Annotated in this window: 22 protein-coding genes, 1 tRNA gene and 1 pseudogene; 15 read left to right on the top strand and 9 right to left on the bottom strand. The window is 66.2% G+C overall.

Annotated features, from left to right (window positions below; all coding sequences use genetic code 11):
- The first annotated feature begins 15 nt into the window (after nt 1-15).
- From rplT to F3J10_RS13150, 5 genes are all read left to right on the top strand, one after another.
- On the top strand, nt 16-375 hold the full coding sequence (gene rplT / locus F3J10_RS13130) for a 50S ribosomal protein L20 (RefSeq protein ID WP_004192938.1): 360 nt from the start codon (nt 16-18) through the stop codon (nt 373-375).
- Nucleotides 376-523: 148 nt separating this feature from the next.
- Nucleotides 524-1,537: a phenylalanine--tRNA ligase subunit alpha gene (gene pheS, locus F3J10_RS13135; protein ID WP_013697757.1), complete on the top strand. Its 1,014-nt coding sequence runs from the start codon at nt 524-526 to the stop codon at nt 1,535-1,537.
- 79 nt (nt 1,538-1,616) lie between these two features.
- Complete coding sequence (gene pheT, locus F3J10_RS13140; RefSeq protein WP_167242269.1) at nt 1,617-4,046, top strand: phenylalanine--tRNA ligase subunit beta; 2,430 nt, start codon at nt 1,617-1,619, stop codon at nt 4,044-4,046.
- A 73-nt stretch (nt 4,047-4,119) separates the two neighbouring features.
- Nucleotides 4,120-4,521: an integration host factor subunit alpha gene (locus F3J10_RS13145; protein WP_013697759.1), complete on the top strand. Its 402-nt coding sequence runs from the start codon at nt 4,120-4,122 to the stop codon at nt 4,519-4,521.
- Between the two features lie 56 nt (nt 4,522-4,577).
- Nucleotides 4,578-4,988, top strand: a complete 411-nt coding sequence (locus F3J10_RS13150; protein ID WP_025098697.1) for a MerR family transcriptional regulator — start codon at nt 4,578-4,580, stop codon at nt 4,986-4,988.
- Between the two features lie 103 nt (nt 4,989-5,091).
- Here F3J10_RS13150 and F3J10_RS13155 read toward each other — a convergent pair whose 3' ends face one another.
- Nucleotides 5,092-7,266 carry a hypothetical protein gene (locus F3J10_RS13155; RefSeq protein ID WP_167242270.1) on the bottom strand — a complete coding sequence of 725 codons (2,175 nt, stop codon included), beginning with the start codon at nt 7,264-7,266 and terminating at the stop codon, nt 5,092-5,094.
- Nucleotides 7,267-7,627: 361 nt separating this feature from the next.
- Here F3J10_RS13155 and F3J10_RS13160 point away from each other — a divergent pair, with 361 nt between their 5' ends.
- The gene (locus F3J10_RS13160; RefSeq protein ID WP_025098695.1) at nt 7,628-7,798 is read left to right on the top strand and encodes a Flp family type IVb pilin; all 171 of its coding nucleotides are present in this window, start codon (nt 7,628-7,630) and stop codon (nt 7,796-7,798) included.
- Nucleotides 7,799-7,849: 51 nt separating this feature from the next.
- On the opposite strand, the gene F3J10_RS13165 is transcribed toward F3J10_RS13160, so the two are convergent.
- Entirely contained in the window at nt 7,850-9,298 is a 1,449-nt protein-coding gene (locus F3J10_RS13165; protein ID WP_167230410.1) for a PLP-dependent aminotransferase family protein, read from the bottom strand.
- A 232-nt stretch (nt 9,299-9,530) separates the two neighbouring features.
- On the opposite strand from F3J10_RS13165, the gene F3J10_RS13170 reads away from it, so the two are divergent.
- Together F3J10_RS13170 and F3J10_RS13175 are read left to right on the top strand one after the other, a co-directional pair.
- The gene (locus F3J10_RS13170) at nt 9,531-10,775 is read left to right on the top strand and encodes an MFS transporter (RefSeq protein ID WP_167242271.1); all 1,245 of its coding nucleotides are present in this window, start codon (nt 9,531-9,533) and stop codon (nt 10,773-10,775) included.
- 85 nt (nt 10,776-10,860) lie between these two features.
- Nucleotides 10,861-10,937: transfer RNA gene (locus tag F3J10_RS13175), tRNA-Pro, on the top strand.
- Nucleotides 10,938-11,019: 82 nt separating this feature from the next.
- Here the strand turns inward: F3J10_RS13175 and F3J10_RS13180 are convergent.
- On the bottom strand, nt 11,020-12,645 hold the full coding sequence (locus tag F3J10_RS13180; RefSeq protein ID WP_167242272.1) for a hypothetical protein: 1,626 nt from the start codon (nt 12,643-12,645) through the stop codon (nt 11,020-11,022).
- A 5-nt stretch (nt 12,646-12,650) separates the two neighbouring features.
- On the bottom strand, nt 12,651-12,815 hold the full coding sequence (locus F3J10_RS13185; protein ID WP_167242273.1) for a hypothetical protein: 165 nt from the start codon (nt 12,813-12,815) through the stop codon (nt 12,651-12,653).
- 619 nt (nt 12,816-13,434) lie between these two features.
- On the opposite strand from F3J10_RS13185, the gene bamC reads away from it, so the two are divergent.
- Both bamC and F3J10_RS13195 read left to right on the top strand, forming a co-directional pair.
- Nucleotides 13,435-14,658, top strand: coding sequence for an outer membrane protein assembly factor BamC (gene bamC, locus F3J10_RS13190; RefSeq protein WP_167242274.1), 1,224 nt, complete (start codon nt 13,435-13,437; stop codon nt 14,656-14,658).
- 493 nt (nt 14,659-15,151) lie between these two features.
- Complete coding sequence (locus F3J10_RS13195; RefSeq protein WP_013697766.1) at nt 15,152-15,442, top strand: putative quinol monooxygenase; 291 nt, start codon at nt 15,152-15,154, stop codon at nt 15,440-15,442.
- Nucleotides 15,443-15,493: 51 nt separating this feature from the next.
- Here the strand turns inward: F3J10_RS13195 and F3J10_RS13200 are convergent, their stop codons facing one another.
- From F3J10_RS13200 to F3J10_RS13210, 3 genes are all read right to left on the bottom strand, one after another.
- Nucleotides 15,494-15,748: a hypothetical protein gene (locus tag F3J10_RS13200; RefSeq protein ID WP_013697767.1), complete on the bottom strand. Its 255-nt coding sequence runs from the start codon at nt 15,746-15,748 to the stop codon at nt 15,494-15,496.
- A 157-nt stretch (nt 15,749-15,905) separates the two neighbouring features.
- Nucleotides 15,906-16,166: a hypothetical protein gene (locus F3J10_RS13205; RefSeq protein ID WP_013697768.1), complete on the bottom strand. Its 261-nt coding sequence runs from the start codon at nt 16,164-16,166 to the stop codon at nt 15,906-15,908.
- Nucleotides 16,167-16,394: 228 nt separating this feature from the next.
- Nucleotides 16,395-17,111 carry a YdcF family protein gene (locus F3J10_RS13210; RefSeq protein WP_167242275.1) on the bottom strand — a complete coding sequence of 239 codons (717 nt, stop codon included), beginning with the start codon at nt 17,109-17,111 and terminating at the stop codon, nt 16,395-16,397.
- A gap of 200 nt (nt 17,112-17,311) precedes the next feature.
- On the opposite strand from F3J10_RS13210, the gene F3J10_RS13215 reads away from it, so the two are divergent.
- On the top strand, nt 17,312-17,629 hold the full coding sequence (locus F3J10_RS13215; protein WP_013697770.1) for a hypothetical protein: 318 nt from the start codon (nt 17,312-17,314) through the stop codon (nt 17,627-17,629).
- Between the two features lie 145 nt (nt 17,630-17,774).
- Here F3J10_RS13215 and F3J10_RS13220 read toward each other — a convergent pair whose 3' ends face one another.
- Nucleotides 17,775-18,032 carry a hypothetical protein gene (locus F3J10_RS13220; protein WP_240155565.1) on the bottom strand — a complete coding sequence of 86 codons (258 nt, stop codon included), beginning with the start codon at nt 18,030-18,032 and terminating at the stop codon, nt 17,775-17,777.
- 183 nt (nt 18,033-18,215) lie between these two features.
- Entirely contained in the window at nt 18,216-18,617 is a 402-nt protein-coding gene (locus F3J10_RS13225; RefSeq protein WP_013697771.1) for a transposase, read from the bottom strand.
- A gap of 415 nt (nt 18,618-19,032) precedes the next feature.
- On the opposite strand from F3J10_RS13225, the gene F3J10_RS13230 reads away from it, so the two are divergent.
- From F3J10_RS13230 to F3J10_RS13245, 4 genes and pseudogenes are all read left to right on the top strand, one after another.
- Nucleotides 19,033-19,935 carry a LysR family transcriptional regulator gene (locus tag F3J10_RS13230; protein ID WP_046575873.1) on the top strand — a complete coding sequence of 301 codons (903 nt, stop codon included), beginning with the start codon at nt 19,033-19,035 and terminating at the stop codon, nt 19,933-19,935.
- 64 nt (nt 19,936-19,999) lie between these two features.
- Nucleotides 20,000-21,205 carry a pyridoxal phosphate-dependent aminotransferase gene (locus F3J10_RS13235; protein WP_240155567.1) on the top strand — a complete coding sequence of 402 codons (1,206 nt, stop codon included), beginning with the start codon at nt 20,000-20,002 and terminating at the stop codon, nt 21,203-21,205.
- A gap of 304 nt (nt 21,206-21,509) precedes the next feature.
- Nucleotides 21,510-22,619 carry an SMC-Scp complex subunit ScpB gene (scpB, locus tag F3J10_RS13240; RefSeq protein WP_166913229.1) on the top strand — a complete coding sequence of 370 codons (1,110 nt, stop codon included), beginning with the start codon at nt 21,510-21,512 and terminating at the stop codon, nt 22,617-22,619.
- Nucleotides 22,620-22,682: 63 nt separating this feature from the next.
- Nucleotides 22,683-22,934: pseudogene (locus F3J10_RS13245) on the top strand (23S rRNA pseudouridylate synthase B); the annotation flags it as partial.

Raw genomic sequence — 22,934 nt, forward strand, 5'->3', positions numbered from 1 at the left:
TCCAAGGAGAGAAACATGCCTCGAGTCAAACGTGGGGTAACCGCGCGGGCCCGTCACAAGAAGATCATCAACCTGGCCAAGGGTTATCGCGGTCGCCGCAATAACGTCTACCGCATCGCCAAGCAGGCGGTGATGCGTGCCGGTCAGTACGCTTATCGCGACCGTCGCAACAAGAAGCGTGTGTTCCGCGCACTGTGGATTACCCGTATCAATGCGGCAGTCCGTCAGCACGACATGACCTACAGCGTGTTCATCAACGGCCTGAAGAAGGCTTCGATCGAACTCGACCGTAAGGTGCTGGCCGATATGGCGGTGTTCGACAAGGCTGCTTTTGCCGCGATCGTCAAGCAGGTGAAAGCCGCCGTTGCAGCCTAATTGCGAAATTAGCACTGCGTGGTCAGTTGCAGCGAGGATCCGGTAGTCACGGCCGCTGCAGCGAAAACGGGGCTCATCCGAGCCCCGTTTTTGTTGGATCGAGCGATTCGCTCGCCGAGAACGATTGACGTTGGAAATGATGGGATCAATGGATCTGGACCAGATTGTCGCTGACGCGAAGCAGGCCTTCGAACAGGCTGCCGATATCACCACGCTCGAAAACGAGAAGGCACGCTTTCTCGGCAAGTCGGGCGCGCTGACCGAGCTGTTGAAAGGGCTCGGCAAGCTCGATCCCGAAGCGCGCAAGACCGAGGGCGCGCGCATCAATGTCGCCAAGCAGCAAGTGGAAGGCGCGCTCACCGCGCGACGCCAGGCGCTTGCCGACGCGCTGCTCAACCAGCGCCTCGCCTCCGAGGCGATCGACGTCACGCTGCCGGGCCGCGGCGCCGGTGCGGGCAGCCTGCACCCGGTGATGCGCACCTGGGAACGCGTCGAACAGATTTTCCGCTCGATCGGCTTCGATGTCGCCGATGGTCCCGAGATCGAAACCGACTGGTACAACTTCACCGCACTGAACAGCCCCGAGAATCATCCGGCGCGTTCGATGCAGGACACCTTCTACGTCGACGGCAAGGATGCGCAGGGGCGCCAGCTGCTGCTGCGCACCCACACCAGCCCGATGCAGGTGCGCTATGCGCGCATGAACAAGCCGCCCATCAAGGTGATCGCCCCGGGCCGCACCTATCGCGTCGACAGCGATGCGACCCATTCGCCGATGTTCAACCAGGTCGAAGGCCTGTGGATCGAGGAGAACGTCAGCTTCGCCGATCTCAAGGGCGTCTACACCGACTTCCTGAAGAAATTCTTCGAGCGCGACGACATCCTGGTGCGCTTCCGTCCCTCGTATTTCCCGTTCACCGAGCCCTCGGCCGAGATCGACATGATGTTCGAGCACGGCAAGAACGCGGGCAGGTGGCTCGAGATCTCGGGCTCCGGCCAGGTGCACCCGACGGTGATCCGCAACATGGGTCTGGACCCGGAGCGCTATATCGGCTTCGCGTTCGGCAGCGGCCTCGAGCGTCTCACGATGCTGCGCTACGGCGTGCAGGACCTGCGCCTGTTCTTCGAGAACGATCTGCGCTTCCTTCGCCAGTTCGCGTGAGCCCGGCGCGTGGCGCGCGTCGTTCGATGCGAGCCGCGCCGTGCTGTATCGATCTAACCTGTTTCGAACGTAGACACCCATGCAATTCCCTGAATCCTGGTTGAGAACCTTTGTCGATCCGCAACTGACGACCGACGAGCTGTCGCATGCGCTGACGATGGCCGGCCTCGAGGTCGAGTCGCTGCGCGCCGCCGCGCCGCCGACCTCGCGGATCGTCGTCGGCCGCGTGCTCGAGGTGGTCAAGCACCCGGACGCGGACAAGCTGAACGTCTGCCAGGTCGATGCCGGCACCGGCACGACGCTGAACATCGTCTGCGGCGCCCCGAACGTGGCGCCCGGCATCAAGGTGCCGGTCGCGCTGGTCGGCGCGGAGCTGCCGCCCGCCGAAGAGGGCGGCAAGCCGTTCCTGATCAAGCTCTCGAAGCTGCGCGGCGTCGAAAGCCAGGGCATGCTCTGCTCGGCTCGCGAGCTGAAGCTGTCCGAGGATCACAGCGGCCTGCTGGTGCTGCCCGAGGACACGCCGATCGGCCAGGACATCCGCGACACGCTGAACCTGAACGACACGATCTTCGAGATCAAGCTGACGCCGAACAAGGCGGACTGCCTGTCGGTGTACGGCATCGCGCGCGAAACCGCCGCGATCACCGGCGCGCCGCTCAAGCCCGTCGCCTTCCCGCCGGCCAAGGTCGAGCTCGATGAGACGCTGCCGGTGCGCATCTCCGCGCCCGATCTGTGCGGCCGCTTCTCGGGCCGGGTGATCCGCGGCGTGAACGCGCGCGCGAAGACGCCGCTGTGGATGGTCGAGCGCCTCGAGCGCGCGGGCCAGCGCAGCGTCTCGGCCCTGGTCGACATCTCGAACTACGTGATGTTCGAGCTGGGCCGGCCCTCGCACGTGTTCGACCTGGACAAGATCCACGGCGGCATCGACGTGCGCTGGGGCAAGCGCGGCGAGACGCTCAAGCTGCTGAACGGCAACACGGTCGAGCTCGACGAGCAGGTCGGCGTGATCGCCGACCAGAGCCAGGTCGAGAGCCTGGCCGGCATCATGGGCGGCGACAGCACGGCCGTCACGCTCGACACCACGAATATCTATCTCGAGGCCGCCTTCTGGTGGCCCGACAGCATCCGCGGCCGGGCGCGCAAGTACAACTTCTCGACCGATGCCGCGCATCGCTTCGAGCGCGGCGTCGACTATTCGACCACCGTCGAGCACATCGAGCGGATCACCCAGCTGATCCTCGATATCTGCGGCGGCCAGGCCGGCCCGGTCGACGACCAGGCGGTGAACCTGCCGTCGCGCGCGCCGGTGACGATGCGTGTGTCGCGCGCCAATCGCATCATCGGCGTGGCGGTGGCGGCCGAGGAGATCGCCAGCATCTTCACGCGCCTGGGCCTGAGCTTCACGCAGAACGGCGACAGCTTCGCGGTGACGCCGCCGCCGCATCGCTTCGACATCGAGATCGAGGAAGACCTGATCGAGGAAGTCGCGCGGATCTACGGCTTCGAGAGGATTCCGGCACGCCCGCCGGTGGCGACCAGCGAGATGCGCGCAACCAACGAGACGCAGCGCTCGATCCACACGATCCGTCATGCGCTGGCCGCGCGCGACTACGCGGAAACGGTCAACTTCAGCTTCGTCGATGCGGACTGGGAACGCGATTTCGCCGGCAACACCAACCCGGTGCGCCTGCTCAATCCGATCGCCAGCCAGCTTTCGGTGATGCGCACCACGCTGTTCGGCAGCCTGGTCAGCGTGCTGCGCCACAACCTGAACCGTCGCGCCGATCGCGTGCGCGTGTTCGAGACCGGCCGCGTCTACCTGGCCGATGCCGAGGTGGCGGCGGGCGAGCTGAGCGTGGAGGGCTACCAGCAGCCCAAGCGCGTCGGCGCGCTGGCCTATGGCCCGCTGCTCGACGAGCAATGGGGAGCGCCGACGCGGCAGGTCGACTTCTTCGACGTGAAGGGCGACCTCGAGGCGCTGCTCGCGCCGGCCGTCGCGCGTTTCGTGAAGGCCGAGCATCCGGCGCTGCACCCGGGCCGCAGCGCGCGCATCGAACTCGATGGTCGCGCGGTGGGCTGGATCGGCGAGCTGCATCCGCGCCTGATGCAGCAGTACGAACTGCCGCATGCGCCGGTGATGTTCGAGATCGACGCCGAGGCCTTGATCGCGCGCGCGCTGCCGGCGCCGACCGAGGTGTCGAAGTTCCCGCCGGTGCGTCGCGATATCGCCGTGGTGGTCGACCAGCAGGTCGAGGTGCAGGCCTTGTTCGACGCGATCAAGGGTGCGTTGTCGGGCGAGGCATGCAAGTTCGTCCAGAAGGTTGTACTCTTTGACGAATTTCGTGCAAAATCAAACACTTCCGGTGGATTGGCGGCGCACGAGAAAAGCCTGGCATTCCGCGTCACCCTGCAGGATCCGGCCGGGACGCTGCAGGACGAGACGGTCGATCTCGCGATCCAGGCCCTCGTCGAGAGCATGCGGGTCCACGGCGCGCGACTGCGCGGCTGATACGCGGAAGCCGGCCGGGATGCAGCAGGTTCCGGCCGGTTTTGACCAGGGATAATGCGCAAGTTTTGCAGATATGAATGACATGAACTCGAGTGAATTCGAAGCCCTTCTGACGGCGCAGCGCAGCGCCCTGAACCGCGACGTGGCAGCGGCGCCGTCCGGCGAGACGCCGACGCTGACGAAGGCCGAGCTCGCGGAACTGCTGTTCGACAGCGTCGGGCTCAACAAGCGGGAAGCCAAGGACATGGTCGAAGCCTTCTTCGAGGTGATCCGCGACGCGCTCGAGAATGGCGAGAGCGTGAAGCTGTCCGGCTTCGGCAACTTCCAGTTGCGCGACAAGCCGCAACGGCCGGGCCGCAACCCGAAGACGGGCGAGGCGATTCCGATTGCTGCGCGTCGTGTCGTCACCTTCCATGCGAGCCAGAAGCTGAAGGCGCTCGTCGAGAACGGCTCGGACACGCCGATCACACGCTGACCGGCACATTCGTGCCGCCGCGCGGTTTGCCCGCGCTTACCGACGGTTGACTGACGATGACATCGACGGTTGAGAAAGTCGTGTTGCCCCCGATTCCCGCGAAGCGCTACTTCACGATCGGTGAGGTCAGCGAGTTGTGCGGCGTGAAGCCTCATGTGCTGCGCTACTGGGAACAGGAGTTTACGCAGCTGCGTCCGGTCAAGCGTCGCGGCAACCGGCGTTATTACCAGCACCACGAGGTGCTGTTGATCCGGCGAATTCGCGAACTGCTGTACGAGCAGGGCTTCACCATCAATGGTGCGCGCAACCGGCTCGATTCGCATGGTTCCGATCGCGGCATGCCGACCGAGCAGGAAGAGATGTTTCCGGCCGCGCAGGCCGAGGCCGCGTCGGCCGGGCAAGCGGTGGATGTCGACCAACTGCGGCGCGCATTGCTCGACGTGATCGACGTGCTGGAGCGCAAGTAGGCGGCATCGTCGCCGTGCATGCAGGATCTTGTGAAAAAGCCCGCCAGGCTTGTTGCCTGGCGGGCTTTTTTCATCGTCGCGACGCCGATAGGCAGCGGTGTGATCAAGGCGCCAGCGGATTCGCGCGCCCGAGATCGACCAGCAGGGTGCCGTCGGCCGCCATGCGAACCGAGCCCTTCGAGACCTGCTCGCGATAGCCGTAGAGATCGAAACGCATCGCCCCTGGCTGCGCGGTGTTCTCGATCAGCGCGCGCAGGTTGGTCTCCAGCACGTTGAACATTTTCATGTCGCCGCCTTCCATCCAGATGTAGCTGCTCGCGTTGGTGCCGGGTTTCGGCAGCGGCGGCGCGTCGGGTGCGCGATGGAAGCTGAGCCGCAGGCCGGCCGGCTCGACGCGCACCTGCGCGAGCTGGCCCTTCAGCACGGGCGGCGGGAACACCGTGTACTGGTCGAGCACCAGCGCGTCGCCGCGCAGCTCCGCGCCGCGCCGGCGCAGCGGCGTCAGCGTGGCCAGCTCGATGCCGAGCGCGCGCAGCAGCGTCGCCTGCGGCACGCCGAGCACCGAGACCTGCGAGGGCGTGTAGGCGATGTGGCGCCCGTCGAGTACCGAGAGCGTGCCCGTCATCGAGGTCGGCAGCCAGACGCCGGGCGGGACATGATTCCACAGCCGGATGCCGCCGGTCACGCGCAGCTTGTCGCCGTCGGGCGCGAGCTTCAGGTCGTTGAGCGCGCGCGGCGTGTAGTCGAGCAGGTAGTCGTTGAACAGCGCATTCATGGCCGGCCAGGTCTCGAGCACCGAGCCGCCGAGGATGCGGATTTCGTACTGGTTCGGATCGTCGAGATCGACCGGTTCCCCGGGGCGGCGCGGCACCATCTGCGCGTCGAGCTGGTCAACGTGGAAGCCGATCTGGCCGGCGATGCTGAAATCCACGTTGCGCAGCTGGATCGCCGTGGTCCGGCTCGAGACGTGCCGCTCGTCGGCCGGCGCGCCGGTGGCCGCGTTCACGGCCAGCGAGGCGCCGCCGCCGGGCAGGGCTTCGGAGAACCAGCGCTGGCGCGCGTCGCGCAAGGCCGCCTGCTGGGTCTTGACGAAGCTGTCGTTCAGGCGCGCGCCGGCCGAGCCGATCGCATCCGGAGGCGGTTTCGCGCCGGCATAGGACGGGATGTGGATGGTCATCGCGCCGCTCGGCGCGAAGCTGAAGTAACCGGTCGAGACCTGGTCGCGATAGTGGTAGAGATCGAACACGAAGGGCTCGGCCTTCGTCGCGGGCCGGGCCGGGCCGATCAGGATGTCGGCGTTCATCGGCATCGAGCGCATGAACTTCACGTCGCCGCCGCGGATCAGCATGGCCTGCTGCGGCGCGCCCTCGGGCATCGCGAAACCGGCTCCGGTGCCGTCGTCGAAGGCGAGGTCGAGCCCGTCTGGCGTGATGCGCAACGCGACCACCTTCAGCTTCAATTGCGGCGGCGGCATCAGCTTGTCGACCTGCATCACCAGGTCGTCGCCGGACAGCTTCGCCACCGGCGTGTCGATCTTCAGCAGGTCCGCCATCTTCACGTTGGCCGCGCGCATCACGGGGTTCGCGTCCAGCCCCTGCACGCGGACCTCGGTGGGATGGAATACCAGCGCGGTGCCGTCGCGCACCGAGAGCTTGCCGGTCAGCGAGAACGGCACCCAGCCGCCGCGCTGCATCTCGCCCTGCAGATGGATCACGCCGTCGCCTGCCGAGACCTGCAGCTTGCGCAGCGGCGCGCCGCGATAGCCGAACAGGTAGGTATTGAAGACCGCGGTGAGCTTGCTGTCGTCGAGCGTGACGATGCCGCGATGCACGTCGATGCCGAAGCTCGAGGGATCGTCGAAGACGATCGGGGCGCCGGGGCGGGTCGGGCGCAGCGTGGCCGACAACTGGTGGACGTAGAAGCCGAGCTCGCCGACGATGCGGAAATCGACATCGCGCAGCATCGTGATCGCGCCGTCCTGGCCCGAATCGCGCAGGCTGAGCGGCCGCGATCGCGTGACGGGAATCGAGCCGAGCGAGGGCAGGCTGCTCGCGATCTGCTGCTCGCGCCGCAGTTGCTCGGCCTTGTCGCGATCGATTTTCGGCAGGCTGCCGCCCGCGGTCGTGGCCGGGTTCGCCGAAGGTTCGGCGCAGCCGGTGGCGAGCAGCGAGGCCGCGAGCGCGAGCGCGGCGAGCGCGCGCGTCAGGCCCTGGCCGCAGCTCGCGCGACGCGCAGGCGCGAAACGCGTGCGCCAGGCACGCGATGCCGGTGTTCGCATGATGTTCGTCTCCCTGTCGATCAGTCCGTGATGGCGTCGAGCCGTCCGGCCGCGGTGTCGGTGCGATTCCGACTGCCGGGAAGTCTGGCACGAGGGGCCTAGAGAAGCGGTACCAAACAAACGCTCGGCGTGTTGCGGCGCGGCGGATGACGTTCCGGTGCGAAAGGCGGCGATCGCGCGGATCGAATTCAAACGCGCGAATTCAAACGAACGTATGAGTTGACGTTAAAAATAGGGCGGAAGTGAAGGTGGAAATCGCCACGAATTTCGTGGTAGATCGCCATTGCGACGTCACGTGCGAGGCGTATCATCGCCGCAATAACGATCAATCAAGATTTCAACGATGCACGTGGGGAATGAAATGAAGGCAGTGTGGAAGCGTTTTCTGGCCGACGAGACGGGTGTGACCGCGGTCGAGTATGGATTGATCGGCGGTTTCGTGGTCGGGGCCGCGGCGCTGGGCGCAACCGCCTTGAGCAATAGCGTGGAAAGCCTGTTTTCGTTCGTCGCGAGCTTTTTCAACAGATTCTGACCCGCGGCGCTTTCTCCTGCCGGCCTTCCCGGGCCTGCCGCGCCGTCCGCCTCAGGATGGCAGTTCCCGAACCAGTTGCCCGAGCCGTTCGACCGCCGCCTCGATGCGCGAATCGAACGGCATGCCGGCGCTCAGCCGCAGGCAGTGACCGAAGCGGCCGGTATTCGAGAACATCGAGCCGGGGCTGATGCGGATGCCTTCGTGCAAGGCACGATCGAACAGCCGGTCGGTATCGGTTCGCCCGGGCAGCGTCACCCATAGCAGCAGGCCCGCCGCCGGGCGAGTGAGCTCGGTGCCGGCGGGGAAATGCTCGGCGATCGCTTGGGCGAGCAGGGCGCGTTGCCGCGCGAGCTGCGTCTGCATGCGCCGCATCTGGCGATGGAAGGCGCCGCTCGTCAGATAGTCGGCCACGGCCAGTTGCGGGATCTCCTCGCGGTGGCGCGACACGGCGTACATCAGCATCTCGATCCGGTTCTGCCATTTGCCGCCCGTCAGCCAGCCGATGCGCGCGCCGGGCGACACGGTCTTGTTCAGCGAACTGCAGTGGATCACGTTGCCGCTGCGATCCCAGGACTTGAGCGGGCGCGCATGTGCGGGATTGGGCAGCAGCGCGCCGTAGCTGTCGTCCTCGATGAGCGGGACGCCGCTTCGCTCGCAGGATTCGACCAGCCGCGCCTTGGCATCGTCCGGCATGATGCTGCCGAGCGGATTATGCAGGGCCGGCGTGCAGATCACGGCCTGCACGCCGCCCGGGCGGCGCAGGGCGATCTCGAGGGCTTCCGGCGAGAGGCCGCGTTGCGGATCGGTCGGCAGTTCCAGCGCACGCAGCCCCAGCGATTCGAGGATCTGCAGGATGCCGAAGTAACAGGGCGATTCGATCGCGACCACGTCGCCCGGCGAGGTGACGGCCCGCAAGGCGAGCGACAGGGCCTCGCTGCAGCCGTGGGTGACGAGCACGGCGCCGGGGTCGAGGTCCAGCCCGCGCGTGATCGAGACGCGCGCGATCGCCTCCTTCAAGCGGGAGACGCCGCCGGGATCGGGGCTGGCATCGTAGAGACTCGGGCGGGCGCGCAGGATGCGCAGCGCATGATTCTTCAGGGCCGCGCCCGGATACATCGCCGGCGCGCAGACCGCCCGCGCCAGGTCGACCTCGGGCGCGCGTTGCATGGCGCGTGCGAGCATCACCGAAATGCGCTCGTGGACGCCCACGTAATCGGCCGCATCGATGCGCGGCTCGTCGGGTTCCGCGGCGTGGCCGGGTTGGTCGGCGTGAGGCGCCGCGGATCGCTTGGGATGACGAACGAAGTAGCCGGCCCTGGGCCGCGCCTCGACATAACCCTGCCGCTCCAGCAGGCGGCAGGCCTCGACCGTGGTCGCGAGCGAGACGCGATGCAGGTTGGCCAGCTCGCGCAGCGAGGGCAGGCGCTCTCCGACGGGCAACAGGCCGGTCTCGATCGCCCGGCTGTAGTGCGCGGCGATGGTGCGGTATTTGTGGGTCATGTCTCGGGCGGGAAGCCGGGTGCGGGCGGAAATTGTAGCAACGCGGCCGTGCTTCGAGCGGCTCGCTATACCGGTCGATTTTCCGTTTTTCTGTATGTGTCGCGCGCGGCGGGCATGCGCGAAGATGGGCTTCGACTCGTGTCGCCCATGGCCTGGTTCCGTGGCGCCGAGCCCCAGCCACCGCGGCGCACGCCGCGATCGACGGAAATCCGCCTTGAAACCCAGCCTGCCCATGTCCCGCGTCATGCCCGGGGAGTCGACCGACAGCTATCGCTGGACCGTGCTCGGCGTCGCCGCCCTGGCACAGACCACCGCGTCGATCACGGCACAGGGCCTCTATACGCTGATGCCTTCGTTGCAGGCGGCGTTTCACCTGTCGGAGGCGGCCGGCGCGCTGGCGATCAGCGCCTTGAACGGCGGCCAGGTCGTGACCATGCTGATGCTCGGTTGGCTGATCGACCGCTTCGGCGAACGCCGCGTGGTTGCATCGACGATGAGCATGATGGGCTTGGCCGCCATGCTCGGCGCCTGGATGGCGCCGCCCTTTCCGGTGCTGCTGGGGTTCATCGCGATGATCGGCGCCACCTACGCCTCGGTGCAGCCCGGCGGCACGCGCGCCATCGTCCGCTGGTTCCCGCCGCGGGAGCGCGGCATGGCGACCGGCGTCAGGCAGGCCGGCTTGCCGCTCGGCACCGCGCTGGCGGCCATGGCGCTGCCGCTGCTGGCAGCGACCCAGGGCTGGCGCCTCGCGCTGGTCGTGCAGGGGGCGATCGGCCTGGCCGGCGGCGCGCTGTTCGCGCTGCTGCATCGCGACGAACGCAAGGCGCCGGGCCTGCCGTCGGCCGCGCCGCCGGGGCTGCTGACCTCGATCCGGCTGGTGGCCGGCCACACCGTGCTCTGGCCGGTGATGGCGGCGGGCGCCGCGATGGTCGCGTTCCAGTACACCTTCGCGACGCATGCGATCCCGTTCGTGGCGGCGCGTTTCCATTACCCGCTGGTGGCCGCGGCCTTGCTGTTCTCGCTGTCGCAGTGGTTCGGGATCCTGGGGCGCGTCGGGCTCGCCTGGCTCAGCGACCGCTGGTGGCCGGGGCGCCGGCTGCGTTCGCTGGGCATGTGCATGGCGATCTGCATCGCCGTCGCGCTCGGCCTGCCGCTGTTGCCGGCCGAGACGCCGAAGCTGGTGCTGGCCGTGATCTTCGGTGTCGTCGGGCTGGTCGGCGTCGGCTGGTATCCGCTCTATCTGCTGCAGATAGCCGAGATGGCGCCGAGCAGCGTGGTGGCCTCGACGCTCAGCTTCTCGATGACGCTGAACATGCTCGCGATCAGCATCCTGCCGCCGCTGTTCGGCGTGCTCGTCGACCGCTTTCGTTACGGCGCGGCGTGGAGCGCGCTGGCTTGCCTGGTGCTGCTGGGGGGCTTGGTGTTGTGGCGCGGAGCGAGCTTGTCGGGGCGTGCGTCACGGGCGCCGAAGGCATGAGAAGGAGAGATGCGGAAGCCTCCGATGAAAAAGTGCACGATGGTGGTTCTATCCTGGCAAACTGTCTGATATACTCTTTTTCTTTCGGGGCGTAGCGCAGCCTGGTAGCGTACCTGCATGGGGTGCAGGTGGTCGGAGGTTCAAATCCTCTCGCCCCGACCAGAATAAAACCCGCATCGGTGAAAGCCGATGCGGGTTTTTTCGTCTGTGCGCCTTCCATCGGCAGGGAGGGGCGGTGATCCCCTTATTCCGTCAGGTCGGCCGTCCATGCCACCGGGCAACCTGAAGCGCCGGGATCGTTCCGGGAGACGATGTCGAAGCCCGTGGTGCCGAGGTCCTGGCACACGATTTCACCTGGGGCGTTGTTGGCGAAGCCGATCGCCCAGGCGCGGAGCTGAGACGGATCCGGCGGGTAAGAGAGGCCATGTGCGACAGCAACCAGGCGATCCGTTTGCGGAATGACCGTCTTGCCCCGGCTTTTCAGCACCATCCCCGAGCCCTGCAGCCCATACTTCATGCCAAGCGTCAGCGCGGGCGGAAGCTTCGAATTCCAGTTGCAGAGATCGACGCGTCCGTCGACACCTGGCCCTACCCCGAGCGATTCGTCGCCATTGAAGGTCACGTTGGAAATGCGCGTGCGCTGGGCATAGTTCAGGTTGATGTCCATCGTGCACGGGTCGACGTGATAGAAGGTTTCGTCCTCGATCAGGACATCGTAGGCGGCGGTGCCGACCGCCTGGCCGTTGAAGTAGATGCCCGCCTCCTGCCAGCCCGAATACGTGTTGTTGCTCAAATGAGGCGTGCCGACCGCGCCGATTGCATATACGCTGAATTGCGCTCCGCTGGCACCGGCATTTCGACCCATCCAGTTGCAATCGAGCTTGACGTTATTGACGGTTGCCGCGGTGGCATCGAGGATCACCGCCTGTCCGTTGACGATCTGGTCGAAGATATTGCCCTGAATCCTGACTTCCAATCCGGCTTTCAGATTGATGCAATAGGTTGCCGGCGACTGGCCGAGCAAGACCTTCAGCCTGCTGATGCCGATGCCCTCGGGCGCGCCCTTGCTACCGTCCGTGGTGGTTTTTTCGATAAGAACGCCATTGCCGCCGAGCATGAGGATGTCGGAAATCTCCGAATTCATCATGTTGTCGAGCGAGTGGATGTGGATCTCGTTCGAGACGTACATGCCGCCCTTGATGATCGCGCGATCTCCCGCCAGCCAGGTTACGCCTTCGGTGAATCCGCCCACGTACCCGGGCGAGATCAGCACCGGCTTGTCGTCCCAGCCTTTGTCGACCTGCAGGAACGATTGGGCGTTTCCATTCGCGTTGTCGAAGCTGCCGCCGACGAGGGAGGTCAAGCCGGCCGTGATCCTGAACAGGGATTTCACTGGCGCCAATGCCTTGATCGTTGCGCCGTGGACCAGCACGTCGATGCCTTCCGCGATATCCAGCGTTGCTGAAACGCCGAACGAGCCGTACGGAATTTCGATCACGCCGCCGCCATGGGCCTGCAGCAAGGCGGCAGCCGCATTGAATGCCGCAACCAGGTCGCCCCCGGTGCGCGATGCGCCGCCGGCAAAGGCGGGATCGCAGACATTCACGCGCAGACCGCGCAGATAGGCCATGCGCTGCAGGATGGCGCTGGCCTGCGTGTTCCGGACGGTGGTGCCATCGCTGCTGTCGATGCCGTTCACGTCAGCCCATGCAGCGGCACCTTCGCTGAGCGAAGTGGAAATCTGTCCATCCGTGTACGCCTTGAGATTCTCGATCGGGAGGTCGGTGGTCTGGCCGGTGACCACGCCGGTCAGCGTGTCGCCGGTTGCGAGAATGCGCCCGTCGAGAGGATATGTGCCTTGTTTGCCCATGTTCGTCACCGCGCGTCGATTGGATTGCCGTTGGTGTCCAGAATGCCGTCTCCACTCGTATCCAGGATCGGATCGGGCGGCGGCTCCGTGCTGCTGTATTCATCGATCGGCGTTCGAGTCCCAGGATCGGAAGCCGGGATGACCGGGCGAGTCGCTGAGGTGATTTTCAAATCAACTCCTGTTGGCTCTGATGGCGCGGCGGCGCCATTGGGGGATGGGAGCGAAGCGTCATGGACGCTGGGCGTTAATGCTTGGTGATCGCTTCGAGAACTTGCCTGCAGCGGCGTGAAGTCATTTTTAGGGATTCGTTTTCGTGCGTCGCGACGTGCTGAATGTCACGAAGCCGACGACACCGGGTCGAGACCGGCCGCGAGACCGGGAAGGTAGTGGCGGCGCATTCGGGCGGGCGCCTGGACGGGAAGGATTCGCGTGCGGTATCGAGGCGGATAAGGGGGGGCGAGATTCCATCGTCGATCAAGGCATGGTGGGCGGCGCAGGATCGGTGAGCCATACGGCCATTTTTTCTGCCGTCCGAAAAGGACGCTGGCCGACGGTGGCGATCTTCGTGTCCGATGTTCAAAAAACGCCGGAATAGCGCCTGGTTGATCAGGGAAAATTTCGTGACGCCCCCTGTTTTCGCCCGCCGTGCCGGCGATCTGCTGATTTTCTTGCGGTCCCCGGTACAAACGACAGCCTGCTTTTTGCACTTGACGGCGCGAGCCCGGTAAAATGCGCGGTTGATCCACGGAAAAGTGCCCGTGGCCTCTAAGCCGGAAGGATTCCCTGAACATGTCTGATCTTCGTCTTACCAAGCGGTTTGCGGTTGTGCTGGCAACCGGCGCGTTCGTGGCAGGGTGCAGCTCGCCGTCGCCCACGAAAATCGACTACAAGAGCGATTCCCGGGTCAAGGAGGTGTCGCTCGCAGTGCCGCCGAACATGATGGATGAAACCGCCGACCAGCGTTCGCTGCCGCCGGTCAACGGCGAAACCTCGCTGTCGAGCCTGCAGCAGACGCAGCAGGTCGCGCCGCAGTCCGATACGGCCGTGGTGCCCGTCACGCCTGGCATGCACCTGCAGCGCGACGGCACCGAGAGCTGGCTCGTCATCGACGACCAGGCGCCCGCCGCGGTCTGGCCGCAGATCCGCCGTTTCTGGCAGGAGCAGGGTTTCCTGCTCGTGATCGACCAGCGCGACAAGGGCGTGATGGAAACCGACTGGAACGAGACGCATCCGTCGGTCAACCAGGGCCTGATCCGCGGCGTGATCACCAAGGCGATGGGCAATTCCTACGTGACGGCCGAGCGCAACAAGTACCGCACGCGGCTCGACGCCGCGCCCAATGGCGGCACCTACGTGTTCATCAGCCAGAAGGGCATGCGCGAGGCCCTGACCGGTACGAACAACGATTCGAGCAAGTGGGAAACCCGGCCGAACGATCCGGCGCTCGAGACCGAATACCTGAAGCGCCTGATGGCCGTGCTGGCGCAGAACGACGCGCGGGCCAAGGCCGGCGGTACCACGGCGGCAGCCGTGGCGGCACCGGCCGCCGCGGCTGCCGATGCGAAGAAGGGCGGCGATGCAGCGGCAGCGGCGGTGGCCGCACAGAACGTCGCCAACTCGGCGGCGCCGGCTCGCTCCTCCGGCCGCGTCGTCAGCGGCGACGTGCCCGACGTGCCGTCGGAGCTCACGCTCGGCGAGCCCTATGACCGTTCCTGGCTGCGTGTCGGGCTCGCGCTCGATCGCGCCAATTTCACGGTCGACGATCGCGATCGCACCAAGGGGCTCTACTACGTCAGCTACGTCGATCCGAAGGACCTGACCGCGGCCGAGCAGGGCTTCTGGAGCCAGCTGTTCCACGGCAAGAAGGAAAAGACCGCGAAACAGTACCTCGTCAACGTCAAGGCGCTGACGCAGGACCAGACGCGCATCGCCATCGTCGACGCCAGCGGCAACATCGACTCGACCGGCCCGGCCCGCCAGATCATGGCACTGCTGGCGAACCAGTTGCGCTGATCCGGTTCTCCGCCGCTCTCGAAAGCCCGCCATTCGGCGGGCTTTTTCCTTGGTGCGCGCGAAACGATACGACGTTACGTAACGTTACCCGGTAACGAAACCGGTCAACGCCCGTTTAATTTCGATGTGCATGATTGTGAATTCAATTAAATCAATGAGTTAGGATGAAATTTTCGCCTGGCACGGAAGCTGCTGTTATATGTCGGAATGATGTTGCCCCGGCACATCGTTCGCGAGGCGGAACGGCATGGCGCCGGATCCGCCGTCGCGAATCGTTCGATGGCCCGATGCGCCTTGAGCATCGGCCCGGCTTGATGGCCCGTGCGCGAGCATGGGCCTCGTTGGCCCCGTCGCCTATCCTCGTAGGGCGACGGTTTTGCCCGCGCTTCGAAGGAAGCGCGGGCAATTTTTTTTGTGGGGCTGGAATCCTCGCGTCACGGCCGAGCCGCGAGGATTCGTGTACGCTGCCCATTTTCTTGACGGGAGTTCAGAGATGTCGGAAATCGCAGTGGTGGCCACGATCATCGCCAAGCCGGGGATGGAGGACAAGCTGCTGGAACAGGTCGGGACCATCGTCGGGCCGACGCGCCTCGAGGCCGGGGCGCTGCAATACGACCTGCACCGCGATCGCGACGATCCGCGGCGCTTCGTGTTCTTCGAGCGTTGGGAAAGCGAGGCGGCGCTGGCGGCGCACGCCCAGTCCGCGCATATCCTGGCCTACCGGAAGGCCGCGGCGGACTTCATCGACAGCGCGGAGATCCGCGTGATGCAGCGGATCGCCTGAAGGCGGCCAGTAGCGGGGCGGCGCGATGCCGCCCGCTTTCAATGTGATGCCTCAGTGCGCGTTCGGCACGTCGAGGATCAGGATGATGGTCCAGTCGGCGTCGCCGTCATGGTGATACTGCCGTTCGACCACGATGAACGGCTGCTGCTTGCCCTGCGGCCCCAGGAACAGCACGTCGCCTTCCATCGGCAGGCACTCGATCGGCGGCAGGGCGAGATACGCCTCGTCGGAGCCGCGCGGCATCAGTTGCTTGATCTTGTGCGTTGCCGCTTCGGTCCATTCGATGTCTAGCTGGATATTGCTCATTCTGTCCTCCGCACCGGAGTGCGCACGGGTGGAAAAGTCGGGTGCGCGACTTTAGCACAGCGTGCGCGATGTGCCGTGCCATGAAAAAAGCCGAACCCGGATCGACCGGATTCGGCTCGTGGCGGCCGCGCTGCCCGACAGGCTGCGGGGTAGGCGCTTACTGGCTGGCCGCCTCTGCCTTGGCGGCCTTCTTGCCGGCATGATGCTTCTTGCCCATATGGTGCTTCTCGTGCATCGGCTGCTCTTCACGCGCGGCACGCTGGGCGTCCTGCTGCTGTTGCAGAGCTTGGGCCCGCTGCTCGATTTCGGCGATCTTGGCCGGGTCGGTGATCGTCGTGATCGTCGTGCTTTCTTGCGCATAGGCCGCGCCAGCCAGAGCCGACATCGAAACCAGAATAGCCAGGGACATTTTCTTCATTGCTCTACCTCCGCTAAGTGGTGATGGACCCGAGTTTGCCGATCCGTCCGGCACTGCAACCGAGTGAGCCGAGTGTAGCAAAAGTGACGGATCAATGCACTTTCGGGCATCCTGAACGATCCGGCGTGTCGCGGTCGCGACAGTGGCGCGTGCCGACATGCGCGCGCCACGGACCTATGGACGGGCCGATTGATGCCCGCGGCTTGATGATGTGGCGGCGCCGTGACATCAGAACCAGCCGAGCCGCCGATACGCGTAAAATTGCATGATTCCGGCGATCTCGTGCAGGGCGCGCGAGGCCGCGACGAAATTGTGCCAGACCGGGCGCCAGCCGAGAATCGGCCGCAACTGGTTCGCGTAGACGGGCTGCGGCTCGATATCGAAGCGCGCGAAATCGAGCAGGGCGCGGCGCATCTGGTACGAGGATGTCACGAGAATTGTCGCGTCGTAATGTTGGGCGAGTAGGATGGGTGCCGTGTACTTCGCGTTTTCATAGGTCGTGCGGCTGCGTGTCTCGAGAATCAGATCGCGCTCGGCGACGCCACGCTCGCGCAGCAGCGGCGCGTAGAGTTGGGCCTCGCTGATGCCATGGTGATGCGGATCGCCGCCTGTCACGACGATGTCGCATTGCGATGCGATTGCTTGGCATACCGAATGGAGTTCGGCGGCGCGGACGATGCGCGAGAGCGCGTCGTGGGGCGGTACCAGTTCCCCGTGGCGGTGCTCGATGCCGCCGCCGAGCAGGACGATGGCGGTATGCCCGCGCATCGCGGGCGCTTCGACCGGTTCGACCCCGGCTTCGGCCAGGGCGACCAGCGGCGCGGCCAGCCAGCCGGTGCCGATCGCCAGCAGCAGGGCGAGGCCGGTGGCGGCGATCGCGAAACGGCGCTTGCGCCAGAGGGCGGCTGCTACGAAGAGCAGCACAAATGAATCGAACAGAATCAATTTGAATGGGGTAAGGTAACTTTTTGCCCGCTCGGGTTCGACCGGTTCCAGGTGCCGCGAAATGTGGCGAGGAACGGGTAGGGAAGGCGCAGGTGGATCATGGGTAGCGTCCGCCTGTCGTTGCGTGGCGGTGTCGGCCGGAGCAGTCCCGGGCCGGCGAGGCCGCCAGCAGGATCGCTGTACTTTGAGAAAGAGTCCAGATGGCCACGTATTCCAACGAAGCAGTGCTCGATGCCTTGAGGCGCGTGCAATACCGGCAAGTCCCCTGGGCGCGGCGCCCTAACGTCTTCGGATACCTTCGCAGCCTGGGACTGATGGATACGGTACGCCAGAAGACGGTCGCGCCGGCCCCGGGCTTCCATGCTCCCGTCGACATCGCCGTGCTGACCGATACCGGCCGCGCCGAGTTCGCCAGGCTGGAACATGACGAAAAGCAACTGAGCTGGACCGATCGTCGTATCGACGACTACGTGCTGAGCGACGCGAGCGCGGTGTCGATCCTGGAGAGCCGCCTCTAGCATAAGGACTAGTCAAAAAAACGCCCGTATCGCGAGATACGGGCGGTACCGGGTACATTGCTGCTGCCAGGCTGTGCTCATGGCATTCGTTGTGACTGCCGGCCTCGCCCGCAGTTCCCGGCTTTCTGGATATTTGCCGCGGTGCCTAGCGTCGCGGCAGCGCGCCGGACGAGCGCGGCGGCGGAGCGCCGTGGATCCGGGCATTGCTGGCGATATCGCCGCGCAGGTCGCCGCGCGGCACCACGGCGGGCCGATCTGACGGCGGCGCCGGTGGCGGATGTGCATGACCGGCATGCCCCGCCTGGCCGGGCGGCGTTCTCGCTGGCTGGTCGGCCAGTGCACGCGGGGCGAGCGCCAGGGCAAGCACCATGCTCGCGGTGGCGAGCAGCAAGTGGCTTGGCATGGTTCGGGCTCCCTTCAGGCCGTCATCGCGGCCTGTTTTACCTGACCTTACGGTAGGGGTGGGAGCGCCTGAACGCTGTAAGCAATGGTAAAGAGATGTTTCGCGCACGCCGCCATCGGGCGATGGCGGGCGGCGGCGAATCGGCCGCGCGGGCGGAGCGAGCTGCCCGGCGTCGTTGGCGGATCAGGCCATCTTCACGGGGGCGCGCCAGGATTCCGGATTGGTCCAGAATGCGCCCCGCAGGCGATCGCGGCTCGGCGGCGCCGGCGGCTTCACCGCGCTGGCACCGATCCGGCCGCGCAGCGAAACCTGGCGGCCGCTGGTGCCGAGGCGTTTCACGACTTCGGCGAGGGTGCCGTCGGCCTGCCACTCGTCGAAGCGCCGACGGCAGGTCGGCGGCGACGGATAGCGCCCGGGCAGCTTCGACCAACCCTCGCCCGTCGACAGTACCCAAAGAACGGCGTTCACGACCGAACGTGCTTCCACGCGGGGGCGACCACGACGCTCACTGCGTGTGGGTTCCGCGCAGAAAAGTCCTTCGACCAGCGCCCATTCGTTATCCTTCAAATCGTCGAACAGCATCATGTCCTCACCTCAGCGAAGCTAACTCCGGTGCGCTGCCCTGCGCCGCGCACTCTTCAAGCACCCGATCCACGTCGGGTGCCGGGTGGGGGTGCCGTATTCCTTCTTCAGCCGAACGTATCGCCGTGCATCCGAAGGTTCCCGCGACCCTGTACGCGACTTTATGCACGAAGCGTGCCATGTCGGCGGCAATCCCCGTGAAAGCCGCATCGCACCGGGCCGACGGCCAAGTCAGCTAGGGGCGTATAAGACGCCAAAATGACCCCGCGGCAAATCGGGACAATCACCAATCTTGTGCAATCGAGCCCGTGCGGCGTGCGCCGCGGGCCGTGCTGCACCGCACCGACTCATCGCGAGCCGTTCCTCGGCGAAGGCCCTACAATCGCGCATCGAAGCGTGAGATTGATGAGGGCATTCAATGAATATCACCCTGCGCCAACTGAGGGTGTTTATCGAAGTCTCCCGGCTGCGCAGCTTCAGCCGGGCCGGCGACGAGATCGGGCTCACGCAGTCCGCCGTCAGCCGCTGCGTGCGCGAGCTCGAGGGCGAGATCGGCCTCAAGCTGATCGATCGCACCACGCGCGACGTGCAGCTGACCGATGCGGGGTCGAATCTGATCTCCAGCGTGTCGCGCCTCCTGGTGGACCTCGACGATGCCCTGCGCGAGATTCGCGAGATCGGCGAACAGCGGCGCGGCCGCGTGGTGGTGGCGGCCAGCCCGACCATCGCCTGCCGTTTGATGCCTCGCGTGGTGGCGGCCGCCGAACGGCAGTTCCCGTTCGTCACGCTCGGGCTGCGCGACGACGTGCAGAGCGACGTGCTGCGCAAGGTGAAGTCGGGCGAGGTCGATTTCGGCGTGGTGATCGGGCCGCTGGCGGTGGTCGACCTGGTCTGCGAACCGCTCATGACCGATTCGTTCTGCCTGGTCGCGCGCGCCGATCATCGGCTCGCGACGGCCGAGAGCGTGCCCTGGAGCGCCCTGGACGGCGAGCGGCTGGTGCTGCTCGACTACGCCTCGGGCAGCCGGCCGCTGATCGACGCGGCACTGAGCCTGCACCGCGTCGGCGCATCGGTGGTGCAGGAGCTCGGTCATTCGGCGACGGTGTTCGGCCTGATCGAGGCAGGGGTCGGCGTGAGCGTGCTGCCCTGGCTGTCCCTGCCCTTGCCGGCGGGGTCCTCGCTGGTGGCGCGCCCCCTGTCGCCGCGCACCGAGCGCACCGTGGAGCTGGTGCGACGGCGCGACCGTTCGCTGTCGCCGGCCGCCGAGGCGATCTGGGGGCTGGTGAGGGACATGCCGGCGCGGGCCGAGGATCTCGCCTGAAGGCGGGCGCCGCGACGCCTGGCACCAGAATCGGGCGCGGCCCGCTACACTGGCGACGATCATCATGGGAGAGTCGGGCTTGGACGCTTTCGTCAACACCTCGGGACCTGCACCGGATGTGCGCGTGGCGGTCGAATCGCTGCGGCCTTCGCTGATCCGCGAAGTCGCCAATGCCGGATTCGGCCTCGACGGCGTGCTGCCGTTCTGGTTCGGCGAATCGGACCGGGTCACGCCGGCCTTCATCCGCGATGCGGCCAGCGCGGCGCTCGCCCGCGGCGAGACCTTCTACACCCACAATCTCGGCGCGGCGCCGCTGCGCGAGGCGTTGGCCGACTACGTTTCGTCCCGCCACGGCCCGACGCGGGCCGCCCAGATCGCCGTCACCAGCGCCGGCGTCAGCGCGCTGATGCTGGCCGCGCAGTTGCTGGTCGGCGCCGGCGACCGCGTGGTGGCGATCACGCCGCTGTGGCCCAACCTGGTCGAGATTCCCAAGATTCTCGGCGCGCGGGTCGAATGCGTGCCGCTGGCGTTCGGCGAGGCGGGTTGGCGGCTCGATCTCGAGCGGCTGCTGGCGGCGCTGACGCCGGACACGCGCATGCTGTTCGTCAATTCGCCCAACAATCCCACCGGCTGGACCCTTTCGACGGCCGAGCAGGCCGCTATCCTCGCGCATTGTCGGCGGCACGGCATCTGGATCGTGGCCGACGAAGTCTACGAGCGGCTCGGTTTTGGCGAGGGCGGCGCGCCCTCGTTCCTCGATCTGGCCAGCCGCGACGAGCGCGTGATCGTGGTCAATTCCTTCTCGAAGGCGTGGGCGATGACGGGCTGGCGGCTCGGCTGGCTGGTGGCGCCCGAGCGCACCATGGACGCCCTGTCCAAGCTGGTCGAGTACAACACCTCGTGCGCGCCGGGCTTCGTGCAGGCCGCAGGCGTGGCGGCGGTGCGCGAGGGCGAACCGTTCGTCGCCGAGTTCGTCGCGTCGCTGCGCACCGCCCGCGATCACCTGGTGGCCGCGCTCAACGGCTTGCCCGGCGTGCATGTCGAGGCGCCGGACGGCGCCATGTACCTGTTCCTGCGCCTGCCGGGCGCGGCCGACAGCCTGGCGTTCTGCAAGCGCCTGGTGCGTGAGGCGGAGCTCGGGCTGGCACCGGGACGCGCCTTCGGCGACGAGGGCGAGGGTTTCGTGCGCTGGTGTTATGCCTGCGACGTGGCCCGGCTCGACGCCGGCGTCGAGCGCCTGAAAGCCTTTTTGCGGGGAGCGGGCGGCTGAGGGCGAGGGCGGGCTGGTCGGGATGGCGATTGAAAATCATTGCCCGAAAAAGCGTGGCATCGATCGAATGGCCGGCTTTACGCGTCGTCGGAATGTGCGTAAGATGGCGTCCAGTCACGCGATTCCATCATGGTTTCGTGCTGTTCCGTCCGGTCAGGGTCAGGCAACACGCTGGTTTCGCCACCCCCGGTTCGTGCTCCCATCAATATGACCGATCAGAATCGGGCGAGCGCGTCTTCTGTTCCTTATCGTCTGTTTCGTATATTGATCCGGTTCGTTTGACCAGAGGGTCTGGCCTAGCTGCATGAATACCCAAGAGGCGAAGATCGTCCTCGAGACTGCCTTGATCTGCGCGCAGGAACCGCTCAAATTGGGCGATCTGCGGCAGCTCTTTGCCGACACCGTGTCGGCGGACACAGTCCGAACGTTGCTCGAAGAATTGAAGGAAGCGTGGTCCGGCCGCGGCGTGGAGCTAGTCGCGCTGGCGACGGGCTGGCGCTTTCAGAGCAAGCCTGCGATGCGCGTCTATCTGGACCGCCTGCACCCGGAAAAGCCGCCGAAATATTCGCGCGCGGTGCTCGAGACGCTGGCGATCATCGCTTATCGCCAGCCGGTCACGCGCGGCGATATCGAGGAGATTCGCGGCGTCACGGTGAATACGCAGGTCGTGAAGCAACTCGAGGATCGCGGCTGGATCGAGGTGATCGGCCATCGTGACGTGCCGGGCCGTCCGGCGCTCTATGCGACGACGAAACAGTTTCTCGACGATCTCGGGCTGAAGGCGCTCGACGATCTGCCGGCGCTCGAAGAGCCCGCCGCGCATCTCGAGGCGAGCCTGCTGGCGCAGGCATCGATGGAATTCAACGAAGGCGAAGCCGGCGAGGCTGGTCTCGACGTGGCTGATTCCGCTGCATCGGGCGAATCGCTCCAGGCGAATGCCGGGGGCGAGCCGGTGCCGGGCGCGAGCGGCGATGCTGCCGATCCGTCGGTGGGGGAGAGCCAGGCCGCAGGCGGCGAGGCGCGCGATCCCATCGGCTTGGATTTGGCCGGCTCGGTCGAGCCGGTCGAAGCAACGGAGGCCTCGGAGCAAGTCGAGCCGGCCGCCGAAACCGTCATCGAACAGCAGGAATCGCAGCCTGTCGACGCGAGCGCCGAGCAGGCGGAGACGGAACCCGCCCGGCCGCTCGCGGTCGAGCATGAAGCAGGACAGGGCCCCGTGCCTGGTGCCGAGATCGACGACGAGTCGGCCCGCCACCACGAGGCGCAAGCCAGCCGCAACCCGGCGGACGCAGCACCACACGATATCGACGCGGCCCCGGCCTACCGGCACGGCGACGCAACCGGTTCAGCGGAAGACACCGGCTCGGGCGATGCCTCGCCCGACGAGGACGAGCCCGCGCAACGCCGCGCTTGATTGCGGCCATATAGAGATTGCCGCGCCCGCGACGGGCGCGAGACCTGACATTTCGAGGTTGTTTTGACTGATACCCACGACACTGATTCGTCCGAATCCGCGCACGCCCAGGCTTCGCGCGCCGAGGACGCTCCCGAGCAGTCCGGCCAGGACGCGGGCGGCGAAGACCGTCCGCGCCGCGGCCTGCGTCGCGGCCCGCGCAGCCTGATCGCGCGTCGTCGCGCGGCGGCGAAATCGAAGAATGCCGATCCGGCGGGCGAAGGTGCGGAAGCCGCGCCGGCCGAGGTGGCCGAAGAGGGCGCGCCGGCCGCGGCC

Origin of the sequence: Burkholderia sp. Cy-637 (genome assembly GCF_011753175.1) — a bacterium.
GTDB classification, from domain to species: domain Bacteria; phylum Pseudomonadota; class Gammaproteobacteria; order Burkholderiales; family Burkholderiaceae; genus Burkholderia; species Burkholderia gladioli.

Bases quoted from the DNA above. Each gene is read 5' to 3' on its own strand.
- rplT (WP_004192938.1), top strand. From the start codon at position 16: ATGCCTCGAGTCAAACGTGGGGTAACCGCGCGGGCCCGTCACAAGAAG.
- pheS (WP_013697757.1), top strand. From the start codon at position 524: ATGGATCTGGACCAGATTGTCGCTGACGCGAAGCAGGCCTTCGAACAG.
- pheT (WP_167242269.1), top strand. From the start codon at position 1,617: ATGCAATTCCCTGAATCCTGGTTGAGAACCTTTGTCGATCCGCAACTG.
- F3J10_RS13145 (WP_013697759.1), top strand. From the start codon at position 4,120: ATGAATGACATGAACTCGAGTGAATTCGAAGCCCTTCTGACGGCGCAG.
- F3J10_RS13150 (WP_025098697.1), top strand. From the start codon at position 4,578: ATGACATCGACGGTTGAGAAAGTCGTGTTGCCCCCGATTCCCGCGAAG.
- F3J10_RS13155 (WP_167242270.1), bottom strand. From the start codon at position 7,266: ATGCGAACACCGGCATCGCGTGCCTGGCGCACGCGTTTCGCGCCTGCG.
- F3J10_RS13160 (WP_025098695.1), top strand. From the start codon at position 7,628: ATGAAGGCAGTGTGGAAGCGTTTTCTGGCCGACGAGACGGGTGTGACC.
- F3J10_RS13165 (WP_167230410.1), bottom strand. From the start codon at position 9,298: ATGACCCACAAATACCGCACCATCGCCGCGCACTACAGCCGGGCGATC.
- F3J10_RS13170 (WP_167242271.1), top strand. From the start codon at position 9,531: ATGTCCCGCGTCATGCCCGGGGAGTCGACCGACAGCTATCGCTGGACC.
- F3J10_RS13180 (WP_167242272.1), bottom strand. From the start codon at position 12,645: ATGGGCAAACAAGGCACATATCCTCTCGACGGGCGCATTCTCGCAACC.
- bamC (WP_167242274.1), top strand. From the start codon at position 13,435: ATGTCTGATCTTCGTCTTACCAAGCGGTTTGCGGTTGTGCTGGCAACC.
- F3J10_RS13195 (WP_013697766.1), top strand. From the start codon at position 15,152: ATGTCGGAAATCGCAGTGGTGGCCACGATCATCGCCAAGCCGGGGATG.
- F3J10_RS13200 (WP_013697767.1), bottom strand. From the start codon at position 15,748: ATGAGCAATATCCAGCTAGACATCGAATGGACCGAAGCGGCAACGCAC.
- F3J10_RS13205 (WP_013697768.1), bottom strand. From the start codon at position 16,166: ATGAAGAAAATGTCCCTGGCTATTCTGGTTTCGATGTCGGCTCTGGCT.
- F3J10_RS13215 (WP_013697770.1), top strand. From the start codon at position 17,312: ATGGCCACGTATTCCAACGAAGCAGTGCTCGATGCCTTGAGGCGCGTG.
- F3J10_RS13220 (WP_240155565.1), bottom strand. From the start codon at position 18,032: ATGCCAAGCCACTTGCTGCTCGCCACCGCGAGCATGGTGCTTGCCCTG.
- F3J10_RS13225 (WP_013697771.1), bottom strand. From the start codon at position 18,617: ATGATGCTGTTCGACGATTTGAAGGATAACGAATGGGCGCTGGTCGAA.
- F3J10_RS13230 (WP_046575873.1), top strand. From the start codon at position 19,033: ATGAATATCACCCTGCGCCAACTGAGGGTGTTTATCGAAGTCTCCCGG.
- F3J10_RS13235 (WP_240155567.1), top strand. From the start codon at position 20,000: ATGGGAGAGTCGGGCTTGGACGCTTTCGTCAACACCTCGGGACCTGCA.
- scpB (WP_166913229.1), top strand. From the start codon at position 21,510: ATGAATACCCAAGAGGCGAAGATCGTCCTCGAGACTGCCTTGATCTGC.